The sequence below is a fragment of the Goekera deserti genome (genome assembly GCF_010685995.1).
Lineage (GTDB): Bacteria > Actinomycetota > Actinomycetes > Mycobacteriales > Geodermatophilaceae > Goekera > Goekera deserti.
Window position 1 is genome coordinate 176,763 of the sequence record NZ_JAAGWK010000008.1, and the last position, 23,829, is coordinate 200,591.

Sequence of the window (23,829 nt, forward strand, 5' to 3'; positions counted from 1 at the left end):
TCACGATCGACACGAACAGCCCGCCAAGATGGCCATCTTGGCGGGCTGTTCGTGTCGATCGTGGCGGCGTGGCGCAGCGCGGCGCGGTGGGGCGGTGGGCGTCAGGGCATGCCGTCGCCGGGGGTGCTGCCGGACGGCGGCAGCGGCTGGGGGCGCACCCGGCGCACGTGCCGGGCGGAGATCAGCCGGTCGGTGTAGCTGATCGCGTTGCCCTGGATGTGCAGCATGTCGTCGTCGGTGGTGGGCCGCAGCACCTTCGCCGGCACCCCGGCGACCAGCGAGCGCGGCGGCACCTGGGTGCCCTGCGTGACGACGGCGCCCGCGGCCACGATCGACCCGGACCCGATGTGCGCGCCGTTCATCACCACGCTGCCCATCCCGATCAGGACGTCGTCGTCCACCCGCGCGCCGTGCAGCACCACGCGGTGCCCGACGGTCACCCCGCGGCCCACGATCAGCGGGGAACCGGGGTCGGAGTGCAGCGTGCACCCGTCCTGCACGTTGGAGTCCGCGCCGATCTCGATGCGCTCCAGGTCGGCGCGGGCCACGGCGCCGTACCAGATGCTGGAGCGGGCGCCCATCGTCACCGCGCCGACGACCACCGAGGTGGGGGCGAGGAAGGCGTCCGGGTGGATGACGGGTGCGCCGGAGTCGAGCTCGGCGATGAAGGGGTCGGTCACCGCACCTGCCTACCGCCCACCCGCCCCGCTGTCACCCCGAACCCCCCGCCCCTCCCCCGCCCCCGCCCCCAGGCCCGCGATCATGGACCTGCGTGAGCGACACCCCGGCGTGTCGCTCACGCAGGTCCATGATCACCGGCAGCAGAGCGGGCAGAGGCGGGGCGGAGCGGGTCAGAGGTCGATCTCGGCCTGCACGCGGGGGATCTGCGGGGGGAGCTCGCGGGCGAGGAAGCCCAGCCGGCCCACCGAGGCGGCCAGCCGCTCGCCGGCCCGGCCGTGCAGGTGGGCGGCCCACACCGCGGCCTGCTCGGCCTCGGCGCCGCGGGCGAGCAGGCCCGCGGTCACCCCGGCGCGCACGTCCCCGGAGCCGGAGACGCCGAGCCCGGCGCCGCCGTTCTCGTCCCGCCACAGCCGGCCGTCCGGCGCCGCGATCCAGGACGTCGCCCCGCCCAGGCCGACCGTGGCCTGCGCCTGGTCGGCGAGCTGCCGGGCGTGGCCGGCCGGGTCGTCGTCGACGTCGTCCTGGTCGACGTGCAGCGTGAGCGCCAGCTCCTTGGGGTTCGGGGTGAGCACCACGCGCCCGTCCAGGTGGTGCAGGCAGCTGGTGTCGTCGGTGACCGCGGCGAGCCCCAGCGCGTCCAGCACCAGGCCGGCCTGCAGGTCCGGCAGCAGCCGGCCGACCAGGTCGCTGGTCTGCCCGGTGTCCACCATCCCCGGCCCGACCAGCAGCGCCGAGCAGCTGCCGACCAGGTCCAGCAGCAGCTCCGCCGCGTCGGCGCGGATCGCCCCGGCGTCGGTCTCCGGCAGCCCGCGCACCAGCGCCTCCGGCAGGGCGAGCGCGGCGAGCCCGGCCACGCTGCGCGGGACGGCGACCTGCAGCTTGCCGGCCCCGGAGCGCAGTGCGGCCTCCGCGGCCAGCAGCACCGCGCCCAGGGTCTCCGAGCTGCCGCCGACCACGAGCACCGAGCCGCGGGACTCCTTGCCGCCGGTGGGCTCGGGCAGCCGCCAGTCCCGCAGCACCTGCGGGGAGACCAGCGTGGAGTCAGGCGGGCGCGGGGACATCGGGCTCCTCGGTCACGTCCTCGTCGGCGCGGTCCAGGTGGGCCACGCCGTTGAACTCGGTCAGCACCAGCCGGCCGCTGCCGTCGCTCTCGTACCGGGTCACCGACGCGTTGGCCACCTGCTCCCGGGCGTCCACCTCCAGCAGCTGCTGCTCGGTGAGCTCCTCCAGCACGTAGCGGAACACCATCACCACCGCCTGGTGCGCGACCATCACCAGCCGCTCGCCGTCGAGCTGCTGCGACTCCGTGGCCAGCAGGCTGCGCACCCGCAGGGCGACGTCGGCCCAGCTCTCCCCACCCGGCGGCCGGTAGTAGAACTTGCCGAGCAGCGCGCGGCGCTCGGCCTCGGCGGGGTGCTCGGCGCGGATGCCGGCGGCGGTCATGCCGTCGAAGGCGCCGAAGTCGCGCTCGCGCAGCCGCTCGTCGTAGCGGATCGCCAGGTCCAGCCCGGCCGCCCCGACGGCGCGCTGCGCGGTGGTGGCGGCACGCAGGAACGGCGAGCTGAGCACCGCCGTGGGCCGCTCCCCGTCCGGCAGGGTGCCGAGCCAGCGGCCCAGCGCGTCGGCCTGGCCCTGCCCGGTGTCCGACAGCGGCACGTCGGGGTCGCGGACGTCGAGTCCGAGCCGCACCGCGCCGCTCTCGTGCGCCCGCGCGTCGGCCACGTTGCCCTGGCTCTCGCCGTGGCGCACCAGCCAGAGCGCGCTCGGCCCGGGTCCCTGCGTCATGCCCCACCGCCCCCGCGTCGTCGTCCGGCCCACCCTGCCCTGTCCCCCGCCGATCCGCAGGACGACGGGTGCAACGACCGCTGGGTGCGCGGGATCAGTACTGCGGCAGCCACTCCGCGGCGTCGGGCCACACCGTCTCGCAGGGCACCCCGTCGGCGTCGGCGTCCATGGCCGCGGGCAGCTGCCAGAGGAACCAGTAGTCGACGGCGTCCTTGGCGCCCATGCCGCGCGCCTCGACGTCCTGGCAGAGCAGGTCCGGGGGCAGGTCGGAGACCTCGTCGAGGGCCACCACGGCGGAGTTCAGCAGCACCGGCGACACCTCCTCGGGGTACTCCCCCGCGATGTCCACCATGACCTGGTAGCCGCAGCGCTCCACGACCTCGTCGACGGTGGCGTCCAGCCAGGCGATCGCCTCGGGCGACCCGAACTCGGTGACCAGGCCACCCGGGAAGGCGCTGCCGGCGACGGCGTCGAAGGAGTCGACGGCGCTGGTGAACGGCGCGCAGGCCACGTCGACCGGGCTGACCCCCGGCGCGTCGTCCCCGGCCGGCTCGTCGGACACCGGCTCCTCGGTGGCCGGGGTCCCCGACGAGGTCGGCTCGTCGCAGGCCGCCCCCGTGCAGGGCGGCTGCGCACCCCCGCCGGCACCCGGCGCCGGGGTGCGCGAGGGCCGGGCGGACGTCTCCGCGGTGGCACCCGCAGCCGGGTCGGCGGACCCGTCGACGGTCTCCCCGCACCCGGCGACCAGCAGCAGCGCCGCCCCCAGCACCAGCGACCTCACGACCACCCCTCCGCAGCTCGCCCCCACGGGCAGCGGTGACCCTAGGGCAGCGCGCCGCCGCCGAACAGACCCCGGCGCACCCCCTCGACGGACGGCGCGGCAACCGCCAGGCTGGGCCGATGACGGTGCCCACGGACCTGGAGCAGCGCGCCTTCCCCGACGCCCCCGCGTTCGACGCCTGGCTGGCCGCCGAGGGCGCCCGCTCGCCGGGGATCTGGCTGAAGCTGGCCAAGAAGGGCACCGGTGTCCCGTCGGTGACCCCGGCCGAGGCCGTCGAGGTGGCGCTGTGCCACGGCTGGATCGACGGGCAGAGCAACCGGCTGGACCAGACGTGGTGGCTGGTGCGGTTCACCCCGCGGCGGGCCCGCAGCATCTGGTCGCAGAAGAACGTGCAGACCGTGGCCCGCCTGGTCGACGAGGGCCGGATGCGCCCGGCGGGGCTGGCCGCCGTCGAGGCCGCCCGGGCCGACGGGCGCTGGGACCGCGCGTACCCGGGCCCGGCCACGATGACCGTCCCGCCCGCTCTGGCCGCCGCGCTGGACGCCGAGCCCGCGCTGCGCGCCGCCTACGACGCCCTGGACCGGACCAACCGGTACGCGCTGTGCCACCGGGTGCACACCGCGGCCACCGAGGTCACCCGCGCGCGGCGGGTGGCGGCCGCCGTGCAGCTGCTGCGCGAGGGCCGCGGCCCGCACAGCTGACGACGTCCTCGTCAGTCGAAGGGTCTCGGCGCTACGCTTCCCACCGCGCCCTCCCGATCTGACGACGGATCCCGCAGACGAGGGCCGCCGACGAGGGAGCACCCCATGACCACCACCGAGCAGCCCGTGACCGCACCGGACTCGCCCTACGGCCCGGGGAGCACCGACCACCTGTGGCTGCACTTCTCCCGGATGGGCGGCTACGCCACCGCCCCGCCGCCGGTGATCGTGCGCGGTGAGGGCGTGCACATCTGGGACGACCGCGGCAAGCAGTACCTGGACGGGTTGAGCGGGCTGTTCGTCGTCCAGGCCGGGCACGGGCGCCGGGAGCTGGCCGAGGCCGCCGCGAAGCAGGCCGAGACGCTGGCGTTCTTCCCGCTGTGGTCCTACGCGCACCCGGCCGCGATCGAGCTGAGCCACCGGCTGGCCGCCGCGGCCCCGGGCGACCTGAACCGGGTCTTCTTCACCACCGGCGGCGGCGAGGCGGTCGAAACGGCGTGGAAGGCGGCCAAGCAGTACTTCAAGCTGACGGGCAAGCCGCACAAGCACAAGGTGATCAGCCGGGCGGTGGCCTACCACGGCACCACGCAGGGAGCGCTGTCGATCACCGGCGTCCCGGCGATGAAGCAGGACTTCGAGCCACTGGTGCCCGGCGCCTTCCGGGTGCCGAACACCAACATCTACCGCGCGCCGTACTTCGGTGACGACCCGAAGGCCTTCGGCCGGTGGGCCGCCGACCAGATCGAGCAGGCCATCGAGTTCGAGGGCCCGGACACCGTGGCCGCGGTGTTCCTGGAGCCGGTGCAGAACGCCGGCGGCTGCTTCCCGCCGCCGCCCGGCTACTTCGACCGGGTGCGCGAGATCTGCGACCGGCACGACGTGCTGCTGGTCAGCGACGAGGTCATCTGCGCCTTCGGCCGGCTGGGCACCACGTTCGCCTGCGAGAAGTTCGGCTTCGTGCCGGACATGATCACCTGCGCCAAGGGGATGACGTCGGGCTACTCGCCGATCGGCGCCATGATCGCCAGCGACAAGGTCATGGAGCCGTTCCTGCAGGGCACCACCACGTTCCCGCACGGCTACACGTTCGGCGGGCACCCGGTGTCCTCGGCGGTGGCGCTGGCCAACCTGGACGTGTTCGAGCGGGAGGGCCTGAACCAGCACGTGCTGGAGAACGAGGGCGCCTTCCGCCGCACCCTGGAGAAGCTGCTCGACCTGCCGATCGTCGGCGACGTGCGCGGCGACGGGTACTTCTACGGGATCGAGATGGTCAAGGACAAGGCCACCAAGGAGACCTTCGACGCCGCGGAGAGCGAGCGGCTGCTGCGCGGGTACCTGTCCAAGGCGCTGTTCGAGGCCGGCCTGTACTGCCGCGCCGACGACCGCGGCGACCCGGTCATCCAGCTCGCGCCGCCGCTCACCTCCGGTCAGCAGGAGTTCGACCAGATCGAGGAGGTCCTGCGCAGCGTGCTGACCGAGGCCTGGGCCCGCCTCTAGGCAGCGCGGTGGACGACGGGGCAGGCCGGAGCTGGGACCCGACGCTGTACGCGGGCAGCGCCGCGTACTACGCCACCGGCCGGGTCGGCTACCCGGCCGAGCTCGCCGGCGCGCTGGCCGGGGCGCTCGGCTGGGACGGGACGGGGCGGCTGCTCGACGTCGGCTGCGGGCCGGGATCGCTGACCCTGCTGCTCGCGCCGTGGTTCGCCGAGACCGTCGGCCTGGACGCCGACGCCGACATGCTGCGCGAGGCCGAGCGGGCCGCCGCCGCGGCCGGCGTGCGCGCCGTCCGCTGGCGGCAGCTGCGCGCCGAGGAGCTGCCGGCCGACCTGCCACCCGTCGACGTGGTCACCTTCGCCCAGTCCTTCCACTGGCTGGACCGGCCCCGCGTCGCGGCCACGGTGCGGGACATGCTCACCCCGGGTGGGGTCGTCGTCCACGTGGGTGCCACGACGCACGAGGGCATCGACCCCGACGGCCCGCTGCCCTGGCCGCGGCCGCCCCGCGCCGAGATCGCGCAGCTCGTACGGCGCAGGCTCGGTCCCGCCCGGCGGGCCGGGCAGGGCGTGGTCACCGGGACGCCGGGCGACGAGGACGCCGTCTACCGCGCGGCGGGGTTCACCGGGCCGCAGCGGCTGGAGGTGCCCGGCCGGGTGGTGGAGCGGAGCCTGGACGAGGTCGCCGCCTCGGTGCACTCGCTGTCCAGCTCGGCACCGCACCTGTTCGGCGACCGGTTCGCCGAGCACGACGCCGAGCTGCGCGCCCTGCTCGCCCGGGCCAGCCCCAGCGGCCGCTTCAGCGAGCAGATGCGCTCGATCTCGCTGCGCGTCTGGCGCCCGGTCTGACGGCGTCGGTGCTACCCGGCCTCGGCGGGGACGCAGAGCACCGGGCGGGTGGACAGGTGCAGCAGCTTGTAGCTCACCGACCCCAGGAAGGCACCGCGCAACGGGCTCTCGCCGTAGGTGCCGACCACGATGACCCGCGCGTCGTGCCGGTCGGCGGCGTCCAGCAGGGCCGCGACGGGCTTGGCGTCCAGCACCTCGACGACGGTGCGCACCCCGGCCGCGTCCGCCTCGGCCACGGCGTGCGCGACGGCGGTGCCGCCGACCTCGGCCAGTGCCCGGGCGTGCTCGCCCGACTCCTCCCCGACGGTGCCGGGTGGGGCGGCGCCGTAGACCAGGACCAGCGGCTCGTCGAGGCGGCCGGCCAGGTCGATCGACATCTGCAGCGCCCGGCGGGCACCCGGCGACTCGTCGTAGCCCAGCACGATGCTCACGGGTTCTCGGTCCTCACGGTGGTCGGGTCGGTGGGTCGTGCGCCGGTCACGGGGCGGGGTCGACGACGCTGGCTCCGGACCGGCCGGCGGCGACGTCGGCCTCGAGCCGGTCGGCCGTCGTCCGCTGCTCGGTCCAGAAGCGGCGGTCCCGCACCCGCCAGCACAGCATGACGACGATGCCGAGGGCGAAGATGCCGATGCCGATCACCAGCGGCGGGCCCAGGCCGAACCAGGCGACGCCGCTGTCGGAGTTGGCCGGGTCGGACAGGTCGCCGATCGACTCGACGAGCAGCCAGATCAGCAGGCCCGCACCGACCAGCGGACCCACCCCGATGAGCAGCGCGTCCCTCACGCTGCGGGTCAGCCGGTCCCGGTGGAACACCGCGCAGGCGATGCCGGTCAGCGAGTAGTAGAAGGCGATCAGCAGCGAGAGCGCCGTGATGGAGTCGAACAGGGCGTTCTCGCTGATCAGGTTGACCACGACGTACCAGGCGCTGGCGATGCCGGCGACCGTCCAGGTGGACACGTCCGGGGTGCGGAACCGGGGGTGGATCCGGGCCAGCCCGGGCGGCAGCGCGTGCCGGCGGGCCATCGACAGCCCGGTGCGCGAGGCCGGCAGGATCGTGGTCTGGGTGGAGGCGATGGCCGAGGTGGAGATCGCCAGCAGCAGCACCCAGTCCCAGCCGCCCAGCACGTCCCGGGCCAGCAGGACGAAGAGGTCCTCGGCCTCCTCGGCGTTGGCCTCCAGGTAGTCGGTGCCGCTGTACACCAGCACCGCGTAGGCGACCGCGAGGTAGGTGACCAGCAGGACGACGGTGGAGACCACCCCGGCCCGGCCCGGCGCAGACGCCGAGTCCTGGGTCTCCTCGGTCAGGTTGACCGCCGACTCCCAGCCCCAGTAGATGAACACGCCGAGCAGCAGGCCCCCGGTGAGCGCGGCGCCACCGGCCCCGAAGGGGTTCAGCCAGGACCAGGACGGCGACAGGCCGCCGCCCTCCACGGCGTCGCCACCCAGGCCCTTGACCAGCGCCACCGCCGCGAACGCCAGCAGGGCCACCACCTGGGCGATGATCAGCACGTTCTGGAACCGCGCGCTGACCTCGGTGCCGATCACGCAGACCGCGGTCATGGCCAGGATGAGCAGCACGCTCAGCGTGCGCACCGCCCACGTGGTGTCGGCGATCCCGTCCAGCTGCAGGGACAGCAGGCCGAACCGGACGCCGACCTCGGCCAGCGACCCGATGACGAGCACGCCGGTCATCGAGATGGCCCAGCCGCCCAGCCAGCCGAACCAGGGCCCCATCGCCCGGGTGACCCAGGAGAACGTCGTCCCGCAGTCCTGGTCGGCGCGGTTCAGGTAGTAGAACGCTGAGGCGATGAGCAGCATCGGCAGGAACGAGGCCAGGAACACCCCGGGGGCGTAGACGCCGACCAGGGCCACGACCGCGCCCATCACGGCGGCCAGCGAGTAGGCGGGCGACGTCGACGCGAGGCCGATCACGAGGGCGTCGACGAAGCCGATGGCCCCTCGGCGCAGCTCTGCCGGGGCACGGTCCGGGCTCGTCATGCGACGGTTATCGCAGCCGGAGAGCCATTGCACAAGGTCTCTCGTGGGTGGACGCCCTCCCGACGACGGAAGTCGTCGCTAGGGTGGCGCCACCCACGAAAGGGGCAGTCATGCGGATCCTGCTCGTCGGCGCCGGTGGCGTCGGGAGTGCGCTGACCGGCATCGCCGCCCGGCGCCCGTTCTTCGACACCCTGGTGGTGGCCGACTTCGACCTCGCCCGGGCGGAGAAGGCGGTGGCCGCCACCGGCGACCCGCGGTTCACCGCCGCTCGGGTCGACGCCACCGACGAGGACGCCGTCCGGGCACTGCTGGCCGAGCACTCCTGCGACGTGCTGGTCAACGCCACCGACCCGCGCTTCGTGATGCCGCTGTTCCGGGCGGCGCTGGCGGCGGGCACCCACTACCTGGACATGGCGATGTCGCTGTCGCACCCGCACCCCGACCACCCGCACACGCTGACCGGGGTGAAGCTCGGCGACGAGCAGTTCGCGCTGGCCGCCGAGTGGGAGCGGGCCGGCCGGCTGGCCCTGGTGGGCATCGGCGTGGAGCCCGGGCTGTCCGACGTGTTCGCCCGCTACGCCGCCGACCACCTGTTCTCCCACATCGTCGAGCTCGGTGTGCGCGACGGCTCGGACATCACCGTCCGCGGTCACGACTTCGCCCCGTCCTTCAACATCTGGACGACGATCGAGGAGTGCCTGAACCCGCCGGTGGTGTGGGAACGCGAGCGGGGCTGGTTCACCACGCCGCCGTTCAGCGAGCCGGAGGTGTTCGAGTTCCCGGAGGGCATCGGGCCGGTCGAGTGCGTCAACGTGGAGCACGAGGAGGTCCTGCTCATGCCCCGCTGGGTGCAGGCCGAGCGGGTGACCTTCAAGTACGGCCTGGGCGCGGAGTTCATCGGCGTGCTCAAGGCCCTGCACGCCACCGGCCTGGACTCGACGACGCCGATCCGGGTCGGCGGGGTCGAGGTGTCACCGCGCGACGTGGTGGCCGCCGCACTGCCCGACCCGGCCGGCCTGGGCGAGCTGATGACCGGCCGGACCTGCGCCGGGCTGTGGGTGACCGGCACCGGCACCGACGGCGAGCCGCGGGAGGTCTACCTCTACCACGTGGTGGACAACGAGTGGTCGATGCGGGAGTACGGCGCCCAGGCCGTGGTCTGGCAGACGGCGGTCAACCCGGTGGTCGCCCTGGAGCTGCTGGCCACCGGCGCCTGGACCGGCAGCGGCGTGCTCGGCCCGGAGGCCTTCGACGCCGTCCCGTTCCTGGACCTGCTCACCGCCTACGGCAGCCCCTGGGGCATGCGCGAGGGATGAGGACCCCCTCGCCCCCCACCACTCGCACGCTCGCGGCGGGACCCTACGAGGGAGCCGTCACGCGGTGACGCGGCGGGCGCCGACGTAGCCGGACTTGTCCACGCTGGTCACCGCGACCGGGCGGCCGGTGACGCTGGAGTGCACCATCTGGCCGTTGCCGATGTACATGCCCACGTGGCTGACCGGGGAGTAGAAGAACACCAGGTCACCGGGCTGCAGGTCGGCGCGGGACACCGGGGTGCCCATCTGCGACTGGCTGCGGCTGGAGTGCGGCAGCGACACCCCGGCCGCGGCGTAGGCGAACATGGTCAGCCCGGAGCAGTCGAAGCCGTTCGGGCCGACGGCGCCGACCACGTAGGGGTCACCGACCTGGGCCAGCGCGGTCTGCACGGCGACGCCGGCGGCCTCGGTGGGCGCGGCGGCGGCGGAGGCCGTCACGGCGGCGGCGGTGGGCGCGGCCAGCGTCGGGCCGGCCAGGACGGTGGTGACCCGCTCGCGCTGCGCGGCGGTGAGCCGGGCGAAGTCGGCCTCGTAGCCGTCCTGCTGGGCCTGCAGGTCGCGCTGCTGGCCCTCCAGCGTGGCGACCGTGCCCTGCGCGGCCGCGGCGGCGGCGTCGGCGGCGGCCTGGGCGTCCAGCGCGGTGCGGCGGGCCGCGGCGACCTGGGTGATCATGTCGTCGGTCTCGGCGGCGAGCACGTCGAGCATGCCCAGCTGCTGCACGAGGTCGTCGGCGGAGCTGCTGGTGAGCAGCACCTCCAGGCGGGAGCGGTGGTTGCCGGCGTAGCCGTGCTGGGCGATGGCCCGCAGCTGCGGGGCGAAGGCGTCGACGGCGGCCTGGGCGGTGGCGGCCTGGCCGGCGGCGACCTCGGCGGCGGCCAGCTGCTGGCCGGCCAGCTCGCGGGCCTCGTTGACCTGCTCGGCCAGCGCCTCGAGCTGCTGGCCGGAGCGGGCGACCAGCGTGGCCGCCTCAGCCGCGGTGCTGGGCTCGGCAGCCGGGGCGGGGGCGGCCGGAGCGGGGGCGGCCGGGGCGGCGGGCGTGGCGGACGCCGTCGGGGCGCAGACGGTCACCGCGATGCCGACGGTGAGCGCCAGCGCGGCAGAGCGGGCCCAGGATCGGGCCGTCGTCCGGTTGCGGTCCACCGTGGTCCTCCGTGCTCGTCGGTCGACGCGGAGGGCGATCCACCGCGTGTCGTGACGAACCGTAGGGCGACACACCGAGATCGTGTGCACGCCACGCGGGGCGGACCGAAGAACCTCTTGACGAGCCGCGAACCGTGTGCTGGGTCGCGGGGAGGTCAGTCCCAGAGGCCGCGGGTGCGCGCCCGGGCCGGCACCTCGGGCACCAGACGGTCGGCCACCGCACCGGTGACGAAGGAGTAGACGGCCTTGTGGGCGACGTCGACGACCCGGTCGCGCCGGGACCACGTCCACGGCGGCGCACCGACGCCGGTCACGTTCTCCAGGGTCTGGTCGGTGGCCAGCCGCACCGAGGTGTGCCAGGCCGACGCCCGCCAGCCCCGCAGCCCGGCGGCCGACCAGACGCCGCGCAGCGCACCGACGGCAGCGCCGGTGCCCCAGTGCATCAGGTGGTTGGGCACCAGCGGGCGGGCCCGGCCGGGCAGGCGCCGGCCGGTGGTGACGGCGACTAGGGTGCGCGCGGGCACGTAGGAGTCCGGGCGGCCGGTGACCTGCTGCTCCAGCTTCTCCCCGGCGGTCATCACGGCGACCCCGGCCAGTCCGGCCAGGGCGCCGCGCAGTACGGCTCGTGTCCACATGCCGCAGCCCTACCCGGCGGCGCCGGGCGGGCACACCTGCAGACCGGCGACCACGCCGGGTGCGCCCGGCGTGCACCGTCAGCCGGCGAGGGGCTCCTGGGAGACCAGGGCCTCGACAGCGGCGAGGTCACGCAGGATGCCGGAGAGCTCGTCGGCGGTCCAGGGCTCGCAGCAGTCGCAGACGTCCTCGCTGTGCGAGACCAGGCCCAGCATGCCGGAGCCGGCGTCCTCGTCGATGGCCAGCTGGCCGCCGACGGGATCGCGATGGCAGGCGCAGCCGGCCGAGCACATGCCCAGCCCCCACCCCGAGACGACCACGGCGGTGCCGTCGTCGCGCACGTCCCCGACCCGGAAGATCGACGGCTTGGTGCTCCTGATCATGATCCTGCCTCCTCGGCCATGTCGTGCAGTGTGTATCGGCACGCGGCCCGACGAGTAGAGCCGAGATGAGAATTCTCGGTCGTGTCGGTTTGACATGAGCCACAGTCCGGGTACTGCCGTTCGCCTGCGTTCACGATGCCATGCCGCTCCGGCGTGGCGCCCCCACGATGTGTGAGCGAGACGTGACAGTCCGGTCACAGTGGGACGGCAGGACATCGCCATGTCGCGCACCGTGCGTCCCACCCGGCAGACGGGTCTCACCCGAGTGCCCGGTACAGCCGCAGGTGGGCCTGCGCGGCGGTGTCCCAGCTGTGCGCCCGGGCCAGGGCGCGCCCGGCCGCCTGCCGCCGGGCACCGTCGGCGGTGGCCCGGCCGGCCTCGTCGACCGCGTCCAGCAGCGCGGCGGCCAGGCCGGCCGGGTCGCCGGCGAACACCGCCGCCGGGCCGAACACCTCGCGCAGCACCGGCAGGTCGCGGGTCACCAGCGGCACCCCGGCGGCGAGGGCCTCCATGGCCGCCAGGCCGAAGCCCTCCCGGGTGGAGGGGAAGGCGAGCACCCGGGCCGCGGCCACCAGCGCGGGCAGCTCCTCGTGGTCGACCTGGCCCAGCACCAGCGGCTGCACGCCCAGGGCGGCCGCACGCGCCTCGACCCGGGCCCGGTAGTCCCGGTAGTCGAACAGCGTCTCCCCGCCCGCCACCACCAGCCGGGTCGCCGGGCGCCCCCGCCGCGCCTCGGCCCGGTTCAGTAGGGCCATCGCCTCGACCAGGTCCAGGGTGCCCTTGCGCGGCTCGATGCCCCCGACGGCGAGCACGTAGCCACCGAGCTGCTCGCGCCAGCGCTGCCGGGCCGGGGCACCCGCCGGCCCGGCCGCCGCCTCGAACCGGCCGGCCTGCACCCCGTTGGGGATGACGGTCGCGGTGCGGCCCCACCCCTCCGCGACCTCGGCCGCCACCGCCGCGGACACGCAGACCAGCGCCCGCGGCGTGACGATCGCCTTCTCGTGGCAGGCGGCGAGCTCGGGGGTGCTGAACGTGTCGAGGTGGTGCACCGTGCGCAGGCAGTCGCCGACGGCGTTCGCGGTGATGCAGTCCTGGGCGTGCACCACGTCGTAGCCGTCCCGGGCGTCGGCGTACGCGGCGCCCAGCACGGCGATCGAGCGCAGGATCCGCGGCCCGACGTCCTCACCCGGGACGTCGGGGAACGGCACCAGCCGCACCGTGACCCGGTGGTCCACGGGCCGGAAGAACGACGCGTCGCCGCCGCGGGCCAGCGACCAGACCGTGACGTGCTGCCCGGCCCGGGCCAGCGCCTCGGCCAGTGCCAGGGTGTGCACCACCCCGCCACGGGGCCGGGTGGAGTAGGTCAGCAGGGCGATCTCCAACGGCGCGCTCACCGGTAGGCCTCCGGGCGGCGCTCGCGCAGGTGGGAGAGCACCAGCCGGGAGCGGCCCACCTCCGACGCGACGTCCAGGTCGGCCACCGCCAGCCCGGCCTTGGCCCAGGTGCGGGCCAGCACCTCGCCGCCGGGGCCGACCACCTTGGACTGGCCGAGGAACCGCAGCCGGCCCATCGTCCCGGTCTGGTTGGCCGAGACCCAGACGACCTGGTTCTCCGCCGCCCGGGCGCAGTCGTAGAGGTCGAACAGCCGGGACTGCCGGTCCTGCACCAGCCGCGGCGCACGGTTGGTCAGGCTGGCCGGCCACGCGGACAGGCAGGCGATCAGCTCCGCGCCGCCGGAGGCCAGCGTGCGCGCGGACTCCGGGAACGTCTTGTCGTAGTCGATGAGCAGGCCGATCCGGCCGACCGGGGTGTCGAAGGCGTCGAAGCGGTCGCCCGCGCGGTAGGCCGACAGCTCGCCGGCCGGCTGGTGCACCTTGCGGTGCCGGCCGAGCACGCCGTCGCCGGTCAGGCAGACCGCGGCGTTGTGGTGCCGGCCGCCGGCGCGCTCACGGAAGCCCAGGCAGACCACCATGTCCCCCGCCGCCCGGGCCAGCCGGCCCAGCTCCGGCGCGTCCGCGTCCAGAGCCGGGGGCAGCCCGGTGTCGTCGGTCCCGCCCAGGCCGCCCAGGTAACCGCCGATCGTGGCGTCGGGGAACACCAGCAGGTCGACGGACTGGCCGCGCGCGTCGGCGACGATCCCCTCGATCTTGGCCAGGCACTGCTCGACGTCCCGGCCGAAGTGCGCCGCCACCGCCGCCACCCGCACCGCGGTCAGCCGACGGTGGCTGCCGGTGCCGCCGCGGCCAGGGCCAGGTCGCGGCGCAGCCCGGACGCGGCGCCCGCCGAGGACCGGCCGGCGACGTGCTCGGCGAGGAACTCCGCGTCCCGGGCGATCCCGGAGAACCGGCCCGAGCCCCAGGTGTGCAGCCAGGGCAGCCCGAGCACGTGGAACCCCGGCACGCTGGTGACCCCGCGGTGGTGGGTGGGGTAGCCGCGCCCGTCGAACACCGGCACGCGCACCCAGCTGTAGTCGGCCCGGAAGCCGATGCACCACACCACGCTGCCCACGGCGGCGGCGTCCAGGGTGGTGGGGTGGTCGGGCCCGGGGGTCCAGACGGGGGTGTACCGGGGCTCGACGGGGGCGTCGATGCCGGCGGCGGCGATGTGCCGGTCGATGAGGTCCTTCGCGCTCTCGCTGACCCGGTCGGCGGCGTCCAGGTTGGCCGTGAGGTCGTCAGCGAACCGCAGCGTGCCGCCCTCCACGCCGTTCAGCCGCCCGTACAGGCGCATGCCGTCGCGGGCGAAGGCGCGCAGGTCGATGTCCCGCCCGCCGTCCCGGCCGGTGACGTAGTGGTTGGTGCCCAGCCGGGCGGCCTCGCCGTCCCGGTGCTCCTCGACCGGCATGTCGTAGTGCCCCAGGTCGTGCAGCCAGGCCACGACGTCGCGGCCCCGGTAGGTGCGGGCGATCCGCGGCGCCGGGCCGACGGCGAGGTGCACGGTGCGCCCGGCCAGGTGCAGGTCCTCGGCGATCTGCGCGCCGCTCTGCCCGGTGCCCACCACCAGCACGTCCCCGGGCGGCAGCTGCGCCGGGTTGCGGTAGTCCTGGGAGTGCAGCTGGTGCACCGCGGCCGGCAGCGAGCCGGCGAAGGCCGGCACCACGGGCCGGTGGTAGCCGCCGGTCGCCACCACGACCTGCTCGGCGGTGATCGTGCCGGCGCTGGTGTGCAGCAGGTAGCCGCCGCCGGGTGCAGGGGTGAGCTCCTCGACCGAGACGCCCTCCTGCACCGGCGGGTCGAACGACGCCGCGTAGCCGCGCACGTAGTCGACGATCTCCTGGCGCAGCATGAAGCCGTCCGGGTCGTCGCCGCGGTAGGGCCAGCCGGGCAGCTGGCACTGCCAGTTCGGCGTGACCAGGCAGAAGGTGTCCCAGCGGGCGTCGGCCCACTCGTGGCCGACCGTCGCCCGCTCCAGCACCACGTGCTCGACGCCGCGCCGGGTCAGGCACCAGGACATCGACAGGCCCGCCTGCCCACCGCCGACGACGGCGACCGGCACCGAGCTCGGGAACGGGCGCCGGGGCGTGCCCCAGCTGGTCTGCTCAGACACCGGCCAGCACCCCGTAGGCGTCCGGACGGCGGTCGCGCAGGTGCGCCATCGAGCGGCGTGCGCCGTCCAGCAGCGCCCGGACGTCGACCTCGGCCACCGCCGTGCCCGGTGCGGTGCCGGTGCTGGCCAGCACGTCGCCGCCGGGGCCGACGACCTTGGCGCTGCACACGAAGCGCAGCGACCCGAAGGTGCCGGCCTGGTTGGCCGACAGCCAGACCACCTGGTTCTCCAGGGCCCGGGCCTGGTCGAAGAGGTCGAAGCGGCGCGTCCAGCGGTCGGCGGCGAGGTCTGCGGGTGCGTCGGTGCGCGAGCCCGGCCAGGCCGACATGCACGCGATGACCTCCGCGCCGTCCAGCGCGAGGGTGCGCGCGGCCTCCGGGAAGGCCTTGTCGTAGCAGATCATCATGCCCATCCGGCCGACCGGTGAGTCGAAGGCGCGGAAGCCCTCGCCGGCGGCGTAGGCGTTGGCCTCGCCCAGCGGCTGGTGCACCTTGCGGTGCACCCCGATCACGCCGTCCCCGGTGACGGCGACCGCGGTGTTGTACCGCCGGGTGCCGTCGGACTCGCACAGCCCGGCGGTGACCACGACGTCCCCGGCGAGCCGGGCCAGCCGGGCGACCTCGGGCCCGTCGACGTCGAGCGCCGGCGGCAGTGCGTCCCGGGCCGGCACGGCGGCCACCCCGGTCTGCCCCAGGTCGGCCAGGTAGCCGCCGAGGGTGGCCTCGGGCAGGGCGAGCAGCCGGACGCCGCGGGCGCGGGCGTCGTCCAGCAGCTCGGCGATCCGGGCGAAGGCGGCGTCCAGGTCGCGGCCGAAGGACTCGGCGACGGCGGCGACCGATATCGGTCCGGTCATGGGGTGCTCCTGTCGGTGGGGGCGGGGGTGGAGTGCGGGCGGCCAGGTCTCCTGGGCCGTGGCACTCCGCTCAGGCTGGGCCCAGGCCGGTGACGGCACCGGGCAGGGCGGGGGTGGTGGAGCCGTCGGGCCAGCGCAGGTGCACGCCGCGTCCGGGGACGAGCCGCCCGCAGGTGGCCGTGGTTCCAGGTCCGGCGTCCGCGACCGGCGCACCGGGGACGTCGGTGGTCAGGAACGCCGACCCCGGGAAGCAGGTGAACCAGTCGCCGACGGTGGCGTCCTCGGGTCGCGGCACGGCGGCCACGTCGAGCTCGGCTCCGCAGCCGCTGGCCTCGGCGAGCATGCCGAGGGTGCCGACCAGGCCGGCCATGCTGACGTCCTTCGCCGCGGCCGGCGCGGTGCGGGCCACGACGCTGCAGAGGGTCTGCAGTCCGGCCGTCGTCCGGGTGCTGGTGGAGTCCCACTGCCGGCCGGTGTGCCCGCGCCGCCACCCACCGCCGAGGTCGGCGGTCAGCCGCACCTCGTGTCCGGCCCGCCCCCCGCCGGCCGGGACCGGCCGCGACGTGCGGCCGAGCGCAGTCACCGACAGGGACGCCGGGACGCCGAACTGGGTGTGCCCGCCGAGCACCGGCACACCCCAGGCCTGCGAGGCCTCCCGCAGCCCGGCGACGACCCGGGCGGCGAACGAGGCGTCCCGGGCGCCCACCGCGTCCAGCAGCCCCAGCGGTGCCGCGCCCATGGCCGACAGGTCGTTGAGGTTGACCAGCACCCCGCACCAGCCGGCCCACTCCGGGTCACGCTCGACCATGCTGGGCAGGATCGCGTCGCAGGCGGCGACGACGTCGGTGCCGGGCACCGGGGCGCCGTCGTCGCCGACGAAGCCGCTGCCGCCCAGGCCACCGGCCGCCGCACCGAACCCGGCCAGCAGCCCGCCGAGCGGGGACTTCGTGGCCGCGGCCAGGGCGGCGAGCCGGCCGATCGGCCAGGTCATCGTGGTGTGCGCCCGGCCGCCGAGCACCGTGGCGCCGGTCGAGCGCCAGCCCAGACCGGCGAACATCGCGGCATGGCGGTCCTGCACCGTGGCGTCGAAGCGCAGCGCGCCGGCCTGCTCCGCCCGGGCGCAGGCGGCGGCCACCAGGGCCGGTCCGGTGCCGCGCGGTGACCCAGGGGCCACGACCAGCCGGGAGCCGGTCCACCAGCCCACGTCCGGCGCCCCGGGGTCGGCCGGCGCGAGCCGCACCCCGCCCAGGACCGTCCCACGTGTTCCACGTGCAACAAGGGTCACGGTGCGCGGGTCGTCGTCGGTGCCGTCGAGGTCGGTGCCGGCGAACAGGCCCTGGTCGTCGACGAAGGCGGCCTGCCGCAGCCGGCGGTGCGCCCGGACGGCGTCGTCGTCGGCCTGCTCGACGTGCCAGGCCGGGGGTGCGGGGGCCCGCCGGTGGTCGACCAGCAGCACGTTGCGCTCCAGCGAGGCCAGCTCGGCGCCGGTGGGCGGCGAGCCGGGCAGCCAGCTCCTCACGCGCCGGCCGCCTGGAGCGCGCTGCAGGCACCGCAGGCCGCGCAGCCTGCGCCCTGGTCGGCCCCGCGCATGGACCGGGCCCGCAACCCGGCGGCGACCCGGGTGGTCACGTCCTGCAGCACGGCCGGGTCGGGGGCGCCCACGCCGTCGGCCATCGCGAGGGTGCCGGCCAGCGGCCGGTAGGGTACGACGAACGGGTAGACGCCCCGGTCGGCCAGCCGCAGCGCGCCGGCGACGAGCTCGTCGGGGTCCTCGCCCAGCCCGACCAGCAGGTAGGTGGAGACCCGGTTGCGGCCGAAGACGCGCACCGCCTCGTCCCACGCCGCCTCGTACTGGCTCATCGGCACGGTCGCCTTCCCGGGCATCCAGCGCCGGCGGACGGCGTCGTCCAGGGACTCGACGTGGATGCCGATGGCGGTGGCCCCGGCGTCCTTGAGTTCGGTGATGGCGGCCAGGTCGTCCGGCGCCGGCGGCTCGCACTGCACCTGGACCGGCAGGCCGGGCACGGCCTCGGTCACCGCCCGCACGCAGCGGGCCAGGTGCCGGGCGCCCCGGTCGCGGCCGTTGGTGGTGCCGGTGGTCATCACCATCTGCCGGACGCCGTCCAGCCGGACGGCGGCCTCGGCCACCTCGGCCAGCTGCGCCGGCGACTTCACCGCGGTGGTGCTGCCCGCGGCGAGCGAGGCCTCGATGGCGCAGAACCGGCAGCGGTCGGCGGCGTCGTAGCGGATGCAGGTCTGCACCACGGTGGTGGCCAGCACGTCGGCGCCGTGCAGCCGGGCCAGCTGCTCGTAGCGGACGCCGTCGGCGGTGGTGAGGTCGTAGAACAGCGGGCGCGTCACGGGCTCGGCGTCCAGGCCCAGGTCGGCGCCGTCGAGCAGCAGCCGGCCGCCGCTGATCGAGTAGGGGCTCATCGCGTTGATCGGCAGGGCGGCGCCCCGGCCGTCGAGCAGCACGTGCCCGTCGTCGCTGGGGCCGGCCCCGGCCCGGCGGGTGACGCCGGCGTCGACCCGGACGCCCAGGATCGCGACGTCCACCCTGGTGGAGACCCGTGCCGGGCTCGGTGCCCCCGCGTCCCGAGCGATCGCGTCCTGGGTCGTCGAGGTCATCGCGGGGTCAGAGGTTGTAGGTGGAGTTGATGATGGCGCCCTTGCGGGCGTAGTGGATCAGCGCGTCCTGCACGTCGAGCGGGTGGCAGGGGATGGTGCCGGCGATGAGGTCCTCCTCGCGCAGGCCGTGCAGGGAGAGGCCGAAGCGGCAGACGTAGACGGTGCCGCCCTCCTCGATGAACTTCTCGATCTGGCCGTTGATGTTCTGCTCGCCGGGGAAGGCGGAGTCGCCGGTGGTCGGGAAGCCGCGGGTGGCCATGGCGTTCATCGCGGCCGGGCCGTAGAAGTAGAGGACCGACTCGTAGCCCTTCCGCAGTGCGCGCAGCGCCTGGAGGATCGCCACGAAGCTGACCGAGGACTCGTGCGCGATGCCGTGCACCAGGGTCAGGTAGCTCTCGCCCTCGCCGGCCTTGTAGTCGGGGAAGATCTTGGTGGAGCCATAGAGGTTGCTGCCCTTGGCCAGCGAGGGGTGCGGGATCTCCGCGAGGCTCGCGGCCGCGTTCGCCTTCAGGTCCTCGGGCGTGGCGAGCGGGGTGGTGCCGGTGGCGGGCAGGGTCTGGGTCACGGTGTGCTCCTTCTCGGGGTGGGTGGGTCAGCCGAGGCCGTGGAGGGCCTCGAAGTTGCGGCGGAAGACGTGGTCGGCGAGCTCCCCGTCGCCGACGGCGGCGGCGAGCCGGGCGTGCTCGCCCTCGAAGTCGCCCCAGGGCTGGTCGCTGGCGAACAGCACCCGGTCGTGGCCGGTGCCGTGCCGCTCGATCTCGGCGGCGAACCAGCGGGGGGCGAAGCCGATCGCCCAGCTGGTGTCGGTGTAGACCCGCTTGCCCTCGGCGATCCAGCGGAAGAAGTGCTGGCCGATCAGCTTCATGTGGCCGCTCATCCCGCCGCCCATGTGCACCAGGTGCAGGGCGACGTCGTCGGCATGGCGCTCGACCAGGCCGGCGATCTCGTCGATGTCGCTGGCCGCACCCGGGCTGGTGTGCACGTGCACCACCAGCCCGTGCGTGCGGGCGGTGGCGAAGATGGCGTCGAGCTGCGGCAGGCAGGCCTCGTCGTCGACCCGGCCGCCCAGCAGGAAGCTGAGCTTGAGCGCGGTGACGCCCTGCTCACCGGCGAGCGCGAGGGCCTTCTCGGTGGCGACGGCGTCCTGCGGGCGGGGGCTGGTCCACAGGCCGGCGCGGATGCGGTCGTCGTGCTGCGCGGCCTCGACCACGAGCTCGTTGAGCGCGAAGGACGCCGTCGGGTCGGGCACGCCGTAGTTCGGGATGACCAGGGCGCGCTCGGTGCCCTCGCGGTCCATGTCGGCGATCAGCTCGGCGATGGTGGCCCGGGCGGTGGTGTCGGGGTTGATCGGCGGCCCGTCGTAGAACGGGTGCGCCGGCAGGACGCCCAGGTGCCGGTGCGCGTCGTGCACCCGCCGTCCCCGCTGTCCCGTCGTCATGAAGAAGACCCTGGTGGGCGCACGTGTCGCCGTGGTGACGTCCGGAACGAGATCGTGTTGCCGTTCCCGCACCGAGCCGCACGGGGATGACGGCGGCGTGTCGATCACCGCACACCACACCCGCCAGCGGACGCGCCGTCGGCCGACCACGCCTGCCGACCCGTCCTGCAGGCCTGGCTGGTCAGCCGGCCGACTCGTCCCGCCGACCCTGGCTGGTCAACCGGCCCAGGGCAGACTCGTCGGCCGGCTGGCCCCCCCCGACGTCCTGGCTGCACCTCTGCGCCGCAGTGGCGCCGGGTCACCGGCTCACCGACGTCGAGTCGGGACTCCGCGCGGCCGACGGGCCGCGGCCGACCCTGCCCCCGAGCCGCCCTGCCTCCGAGCCCCTCAGCCACCCAGCCACCCAGCCACCCAGGACAGTTGTGCTCTGCTCGGCATACGCGAGCAGAGCACAACTGCGTGCGGGGTGAGCTCCACCCCCGGCCACCCGCGGCGCGGCCCGGGTGGATGCCTCCGCGGTGGCGGAGCCCAGCCGAGGGGCGGACCCAGCGCAGCGGACCCAGCGCAGCGGACCCAGCGCGGCGGACCCAGCGTGGCGGACGAGGCACGGCGGACGAGGCCCAGCGGGCCCGCGGAGGGTCAGCTGGGCGGAGAGGTCAGCTGGGCGGAGAGGTCAGCTGGCCGGGGACACCGAGCTCATGTTGAAGTCCGGCACGCGCAGCATCGGCATCGCCGCGCGGGTGAACCAGTCGTTCCACTCCCGGGGCAGGGTGCGCTCGGTGCGCGAGGCCTCGGTGACCCGGCCCAGCAGGTCGACCGGGGACTCGTTGAACCGGAAGTTGTTCACCGCGCCGGTCACCTCGCCGCCCTCCACCAGGAACACGCCGTCCCGGGTCAGTCCGGTGAGCAGAAGAGTCTGCGGGTCGACCTCGCGGATGTACCAGAGCGTGGTGAGCAGCAGCCCGCGCTCGGTGCCCGCGATCATCTCCGCCGGCCCGGCCGTGGCGCCGGGGTGCTCGAGCACCAGGTTGTCCAGGGCCGCGGTGGCCGGTGCGTCCTGCTGCCGCGCCCAGGCCCGCGGGCGCACGAGGTTGGTCAGCACTCCGTCGCGGATCCAGTCGATCGCCGGGGTGGCCATGCCGTTGTCGAACACCGACGCCGAGCCCGACGAGCCGCCCACCACCTGGAACGGGGCGCACTCCAGGCCGGGCTCGTGCGGGTCGCTGCGCAGCGTGAGCGGCAGCGTGGCCAGGCGGTCGCCGATCCGGTTGCCGCCGCCGCGCCGGGCGTAGACGTTGCGGCCCTCGTCGGCGTCCCGGGCCTCCATCGTCCAGTAGGCGTAGACCATCAGGTCGCTCACCGTGGACGGCGGCAGCAGCGTCTCGTAGCGCCCCGCCGGCAGCTCCACCCGCCGCTGCGACCAGGCCATCTTCTGCTCGACCTCGGCGGCCAGCGCCGGCACCGACACGTCGGAGAAGTCCCGGGTGCCCACGCCGGCCCACACCGAGCGGGTGAGGTCGGTGCTCTTGCCGTTCAGCTCCACCCGGCCGGTCGGCTGGTCGTGCCGCAGCCGCAGGCCGGTCGTGCTGCCCAGGTAGGTGCTGGTCATCTGGTGCTCGGCGAAACCGAACAGCAGCTCACCGCGGCCACGCGCGGCACCGAACGCCTCGCCCAGCGCCGGGGCGAACTCGGCGAACACGCCGATCGAGGTCTCGGCCGGGTCGTCGTCCCAGGCGCCGGAGCCCGGCGGCACCTCGCCGATCAGCGGCATCGCGTCCTCGGCGGGGGACGCGTCCCGGGCCGCCTGCTCGCTGGCCGCGACCAGCGCGGCGACGTCCGGGGTGCCGGTGCGGGCCACGGTGGCGGTGGCCGTGCCGGCGGCCGAGCCGACGAAGGAGATCACCACGACCTGGCGTGAGCGCATCGCGCCGTTCGTGGTGAGGCTGTTGCCCGCCCAGCGGAGATTGGCCTCCGAACCCTCGACGACGTAGGTGACCTGACCGTCGACGGTGCACGCGGCCAGCGCCTGCTCCACCAGCTGCTGCGGTGTGGTGCTCATCGCCCGCCCTCCGTGACCGTGTTGAGGATGGCCGTGTTCTCGAACAGGGCGCTCGGGCAGCCGTGGCTGACCGGGGCCACCTGGCCGGGCTGGGCCTTGCCGCAGTTGAACGCCCCGCCCAGCACGTACGTCTGCGGGCCGCCGACCCGGCTCATCGAGCCCCAGAAGTCGGTGGTGGTGGCCTGGTAGGCGACGTCGCGCAGCTGGCCGGCGAGTCGGCCGCCCTCGATCCGGTAGAACCGCTGGCCGGTGAACTGGAAGTTGTAACGCTGCATGTCGATCGACCAGCTCTTGTCACCGACGACGTAGACGCCGCGGTCGACGCCGGCGATGATCTCCTCCGTGGACGGCCCGTCGGGCGCGGGCTGCAGCGACACGTTGGCCATCCGCTGCACCGGCACGTGCGCGGCCGAGTCGGCGAAGGCGCACCCGTTGCTGCGCTCCATCCCGCCCTTGCGCGCGGTGTTCCGGTCGACCTGGTAGCCGACCAGCACACCGTCACGGACGATGTCCCAGCTCTGACCGGCCACGCCCTCGTCGTCCCAGCCGACGGTGGACAGCCCGTGCTCGACGGTGCGGTCACCGACCACGTTCATCAGCGGTGAGCCGTACTGCAGCGAGCCGAGCTGGTCGACGGTGGCGAACGACGTGCCGGCGTAGGCCGCCTCGTAGCCCAGCGCGCGGTCGAGCTCGGTGGCGTGCCCCACCGACTCGTGGATGGTCAGCCACAGGTTGGACGGGTCGACCACCAGGTCGTAACGGCCCGGCTCGACCGACGGGGCCTTGGTCTTCTCCCGCAGCAGCTCCGGCAGCTCGGCGAGCTCGCCGCGCCAGTCGTAGGCGCCGTCGGTCAGGTACTCCCAGCCGCGCCCGGCCGGTGGCGCGAGCGTGCGCATCGACTCGAAGGCACCGGTGGCCCGGTCGACGGCGAGCGCGGTGAACGTCGGGTGGATGCGCACCCGCTGCTGGCGCACCCGCGTGCCGGCGGTGTCGGCGTAGTACTTCAGCTCCTTGACGTGCATGCAGTCGCTCTGCACGTGCTCGACGCCGTCGGCGGCCAGCAGCTGCTCGGACAGCTCGACCAGCAGGCCGGCCTTCTCGGTGTCCGGCAGCTCGAACGGGTCGACGTCGTAGGCCGACACCCACTCGGCGTCGGGGTACACCGGCTCGGGGGCGAGCTCCACCCGGTCGGTGTTGATCGCCGCCGACACCTGGGCCACCGCCACGGCCTCCTCGGCCAGCCGGACCGCCTCGGCCGCGGTCAGCACCACGCCGGCGGCGAAGCCCCAGGTGCCCTCGTGCACCACCCGGACCGACAGGCCGAGGTCCTCCCCGTCGGCCGAGGCCTCCACGCGTGCGTCCCGCAGCCGGATCGTCTGGGTGCGGATCCGCTCGACGCGCAGGTCGGCGTGCTCGCAGCCCAGGTCCAGGGCCCGGGTGAGCGCGGCGTCGGTGAGCGCGGACAGCGGCAGGGCGAGGAACGAGGCGTCGACGGTCCGGATCTGCGTCACCCCGACTGTCTACCAGCCGCCCGGGTACGGGCGC

Annotated in this window: 23 protein-coding genes; 4 read left to right on the forward strand and 19 right to left on the reverse strand. The window is 75.0% G+C overall.

What is annotated here, in order from left to right:
- Positions 1 to 101: 101 nt before the first annotated feature.
- From G1H19_RS04190 to G1H19_RS04205, 4 genes are all read right to left on the reverse strand, one after another.
- Positions 102 to 680 (reverse strand): gamma carbonic anhydrase family protein, encoded by a 579-nt coding sequence (locus tag G1H19_RS04190; protein ID WP_202925965.1) that lies wholly within the window; start codon positions 678 to 680, stop codon positions 102 to 104.
- Positions 681 to 851: 171 nt separating this feature from the next.
- The gene (locus G1H19_RS04195; RefSeq protein WP_152730340.1) at positions 852 to 1,742 is read right to left on the reverse strand and encodes an NAD(P)H-hydrate dehydratase; all 891 of its coding nucleotides are present in this window, start codon (positions 1,740 to 1,742) and stop codon (positions 852 to 854) included.
- The gene (locus G1H19_RS04200; RefSeq protein WP_152730341.1) at positions 1,723 to 2,466 is read right to left on the reverse strand and encodes a histidine phosphatase family protein; all 744 of its coding nucleotides are present in this window, start codon (positions 2,464 to 2,466) and stop codon (positions 1,723 to 1,725) included. Before G1H19_RS04200 ends, G1H19_RS04195 begins: the two co-directional genes overlap by 20 nt.
- Before the next feature lie 94 nt (positions 2,467 to 2,560).
- A complete protein-coding gene (locus G1H19_RS04205) occupies positions 2,561 to 3,247 on the reverse strand; it encodes a hypothetical protein (protein ID WP_152730342.1) in 687 nt (228 codons plus the stop codon).
- A gap of 119 nt (positions 3,248 to 3,366) precedes the next feature.
- Here G1H19_RS04205 and G1H19_RS04210 point away from each other — a divergent pair, with 119 nt between their 5' ends.
- The 3 genes from G1H19_RS04210 to G1H19_RS04220 all read left to right on the forward strand — a co-directional run bounded on the left by G1H19_RS04210 (position 3,367) and on the right by G1H19_RS04220 (position 6,290).
- The gene (locus G1H19_RS04210) at positions 3,367 to 3,948 is read left to right on the forward strand and encodes a YdeI/OmpD-associated family protein (RefSeq protein ID WP_152730343.1); all 582 of its coding nucleotides are present in this window, start codon (positions 3,367 to 3,369) and stop codon (positions 3,946 to 3,948) included.
- A 105-nt stretch (positions 3,949 to 4,053) separates the two neighbouring features.
- Entirely contained in the window at positions 4,054 to 5,445 is a 1,392-nt protein-coding gene (locus tag G1H19_RS04215) for an aspartate aminotransferase family protein (protein ID WP_152730344.1), read from the forward strand.
- 8 nt (positions 5,446 to 5,453) lie between these two features.
- Positions 5,454 to 6,290 carry a class I SAM-dependent methyltransferase gene (locus G1H19_RS04220; RefSeq protein WP_162393281.1) on the forward strand — a complete coding sequence of 279 codons (837 nt, stop codon included), beginning with the start codon at positions 5,454 to 5,456 and terminating at the stop codon, positions 6,288 to 6,290.
- A gap of 11 nt (positions 6,291 to 6,301) precedes the next feature.
- Here the strand turns inward: G1H19_RS04220 and G1H19_RS04225 are convergent, their stop codons facing one another.
- Complete coding sequence (locus G1H19_RS04225; RefSeq protein WP_162393280.1) at positions 6,302 to 6,721, reverse strand: universal stress protein; 420 nt, start codon at positions 6,719 to 6,721, stop codon at positions 6,302 to 6,304.
- A gap of 46 nt (positions 6,722 to 6,767) precedes the next feature.
- Positions 6,768 to 8,288, reverse strand: a complete 1,521-nt coding sequence (locus tag G1H19_RS04230) for an APC family permease (protein WP_152730345.1) — start codon at positions 8,286 to 8,288, stop codon at positions 6,768 to 6,770.
- 110 nt (positions 8,289 to 8,398) lie between these two features.
- Here G1H19_RS04230 and G1H19_RS04235 point away from each other — a divergent pair, with 110 nt between their 5' ends.
- Complete coding sequence (locus G1H19_RS04235) at positions 8,399 to 9,604, forward strand: saccharopine dehydrogenase family protein (RefSeq protein ID WP_152730346.1); 1,206 nt, start codon at positions 8,399 to 8,401, stop codon at positions 9,602 to 9,604.
- Positions 9,605 to 9,661: 57 nt separating this feature from the next.
- Here the strand turns inward: G1H19_RS04235 and G1H19_RS04240 are convergent, their stop codons facing one another.
- The 13 genes from G1H19_RS04240 to G1H19_RS04300 form a co-directional block, all read right to left on the reverse strand.
- Positions 9,662 to 10,744, reverse strand: coding sequence for a C40 family peptidase (locus G1H19_RS04240; protein WP_162393279.1), 1,083 nt, complete (start codon positions 10,742 to 10,744; stop codon positions 9,662 to 9,664).
- Positions 10,745 to 10,899: 155 nt separating this feature from the next.
- Entirely contained in the window at positions 10,900 to 11,379 is a 480-nt protein-coding gene (locus G1H19_RS04245) for a hypothetical protein (protein WP_174278092.1), read from the reverse strand.
- 78 nt (positions 11,380 to 11,457) lie between these two features.
- On the reverse strand, positions 11,458 to 11,760 hold the full coding sequence (locus tag G1H19_RS04250) for a hypothetical protein (RefSeq protein ID WP_152730347.1): 303 nt from the start codon (positions 11,758 to 11,760) through the stop codon (positions 11,458 to 11,460).
- Between the two features lie 257 nt (positions 11,761 to 12,017).
- On the reverse strand, positions 12,018 to 13,154 hold the full coding sequence (locus G1H19_RS04255) for an MSMEG_0565 family glycosyltransferase (protein ID WP_235928221.1): 1,137 nt from the start codon (positions 13,152 to 13,154) through the stop codon (positions 12,018 to 12,020).
- A complete protein-coding gene (locus G1H19_RS04260) occupies positions 13,151 to 13,966 on the reverse strand; it encodes a carbon-nitrogen hydrolase family protein (RefSeq protein ID WP_202925964.1) in 816 nt (271 codons plus the stop codon). The genes G1H19_RS04255 and G1H19_RS04260 overlap by 4 nt, the downstream gene beginning before the upstream one ends.
- 5 nt (positions 13,967 to 13,971) lie before the next feature.
- Entirely contained in the window at positions 13,972 to 15,306 is a 1,335-nt protein-coding gene (locus tag G1H19_RS04265) for an MSMEG_0569 family flavin-dependent oxidoreductase (RefSeq protein WP_235928220.1), read from the reverse strand.
- Positions 15,299 to 16,159 carry a carbon-nitrogen hydrolase family protein gene (locus G1H19_RS04270; protein ID WP_152730348.1) on the reverse strand — a complete coding sequence of 287 codons (861 nt, stop codon included), beginning with the start codon at positions 16,157 to 16,159 and terminating at the stop codon, positions 15,299 to 15,301. Before G1H19_RS04270 ends, G1H19_RS04265 begins: the two co-directional genes overlap by 8 nt.
- Before the next feature lie 70 nt (positions 16,160 to 16,229).
- The gene (locus G1H19_RS04275) at positions 16,230 to 17,678 is read right to left on the reverse strand and encodes an MSMEG_0567/sll0787 family protein (protein WP_235928219.1); all 1,449 of its coding nucleotides are present in this window, start codon (positions 17,676 to 17,678) and stop codon (positions 16,230 to 16,232) included.
- A complete protein-coding gene (locus G1H19_RS04280) occupies positions 17,675 to 18,787 on the reverse strand; it encodes an MSMEG_0568 family radical SAM protein (RefSeq protein ID WP_152730349.1) in 1,113 nt (370 codons plus the stop codon). Before G1H19_RS04280 ends, G1H19_RS04275 begins: the two co-directional genes overlap by 4 nt.
- A 7-nt stretch (positions 18,788 to 18,794) precedes the next feature.
- Complete coding sequence (locus G1H19_RS04285; protein ID WP_174278093.1) at positions 18,795 to 19,352, reverse strand: MSMEG_0572/Sll0783 family nitrogen starvation response protein; 558 nt, start codon at positions 19,350 to 19,352, stop codon at positions 18,795 to 18,797.
- A 27-nt stretch (positions 19,353 to 19,379) separates the two neighbouring features.
- Positions 19,380 to 20,225, reverse strand: coding sequence for an amidohydrolase family protein (locus tag G1H19_RS04290; RefSeq protein WP_152730350.1), 846 nt, complete (start codon positions 20,223 to 20,225; stop codon positions 19,380 to 19,382).
- A gap of 673 nt (positions 20,226 to 20,898) precedes the next feature.
- Entirely contained in the window at positions 20,899 to 22,284 is a 1,386-nt protein-coding gene (locus tag G1H19_RS04295; protein ID WP_152730351.1) for a metallopeptidase TldD-related protein, read from the reverse strand.
- Positions 22,281 to 23,795 (reverse strand): TldD/PmbA family protein, encoded by a 1,515-nt coding sequence (locus G1H19_RS04300; protein WP_174278094.1) that lies wholly within the window; start codon positions 23,793 to 23,795, stop codon positions 22,281 to 22,283. The genes G1H19_RS04295 and G1H19_RS04300 overlap by 4 nt, the downstream gene beginning before the upstream one ends.
- Between the last annotated feature and the right edge of the window lie 34 nt (positions 23,796 to 23,829).

What these genes read in the sequence shown, in the direction of transcription:
- G1H19_RS04195 (WP_152730340.1), bottom strand. Translation starts at nt 1,742, where the DNA reads ATGTCCCCGCGCCCGCCTGACTCCACGCTGGTCTCCCCGCAGGTGCTG.
- G1H19_RS04200 (WP_152730341.1), bottom strand. Translation starts at nt 2,466, where the DNA reads ATGACGCAGGGACCCGGGCCGAGCGCGCTCTGGCTGGTGCGCCACGGC.
- G1H19_RS04210 (WP_152730343.1), top strand. Translation starts at nt 3,367, where the DNA reads ATGACGGTGCCCACGGACCTGGAGCAGCGCGCCTTCCCCGACGCCCCC.
- G1H19_RS04215 (WP_152730344.1), top strand. Translation starts at nt 4,054, where the DNA reads ATGACCACCACCGAGCAGCCCGTGACCGCACCGGACTCGCCCTACGGC.
- G1H19_RS04230 (WP_152730345.1), bottom strand. Translation starts at nt 8,288, where the DNA reads ATGACGAGCCCGGACCGTGCCCCGGCAGAGCTGCGCCGAGGGGCCATC.
- G1H19_RS04235 (WP_152730346.1), top strand. Translation starts at nt 8,399, where the DNA reads ATGCGGATCCTGCTCGTCGGCGCCGGTGGCGTCGGGAGTGCGCTGACC.
- G1H19_RS04245 (WP_174278092.1), bottom strand. Translation starts at nt 11,379, where the DNA reads ATGTGGACACGAGCCGTACTGCGCGGCGCCCTGGCCGGACTGGCCGGG.
- G1H19_RS04250 (WP_152730347.1), bottom strand. Translation starts at nt 11,760, where the DNA reads ATGATCAGGAGCACCAAGCCGTCGATCTTCCGGGTCGGGGACGTGCGC.
- G1H19_RS04270 (WP_152730348.1), bottom strand. Translation starts at nt 16,159, where the DNA reads ATGACCGGACCGATATCGGTCGCCGCCGTCGCCGAGTCCTTCGGCCGC.
- G1H19_RS04280 (WP_152730349.1), bottom strand. Translation starts at nt 18,787, where the DNA reads ATGACCTCGACGACCCAGGACGCGATCGCTCGGGACGCGGGGGCACCG.
- G1H19_RS04290 (WP_152730350.1), bottom strand. Translation starts at nt 20,225, where the DNA reads ATGACGACGGGACAGCGGGGACGGCGGGTGCACGACGCGCACCGGCAC.
- G1H19_RS04295 (WP_152730351.1), bottom strand. Translation starts at nt 22,284, where the DNA reads ATGAGCACCACACCGCAGCAGCTGGTGGAGCAGGCGCTGGCCGCGTGC.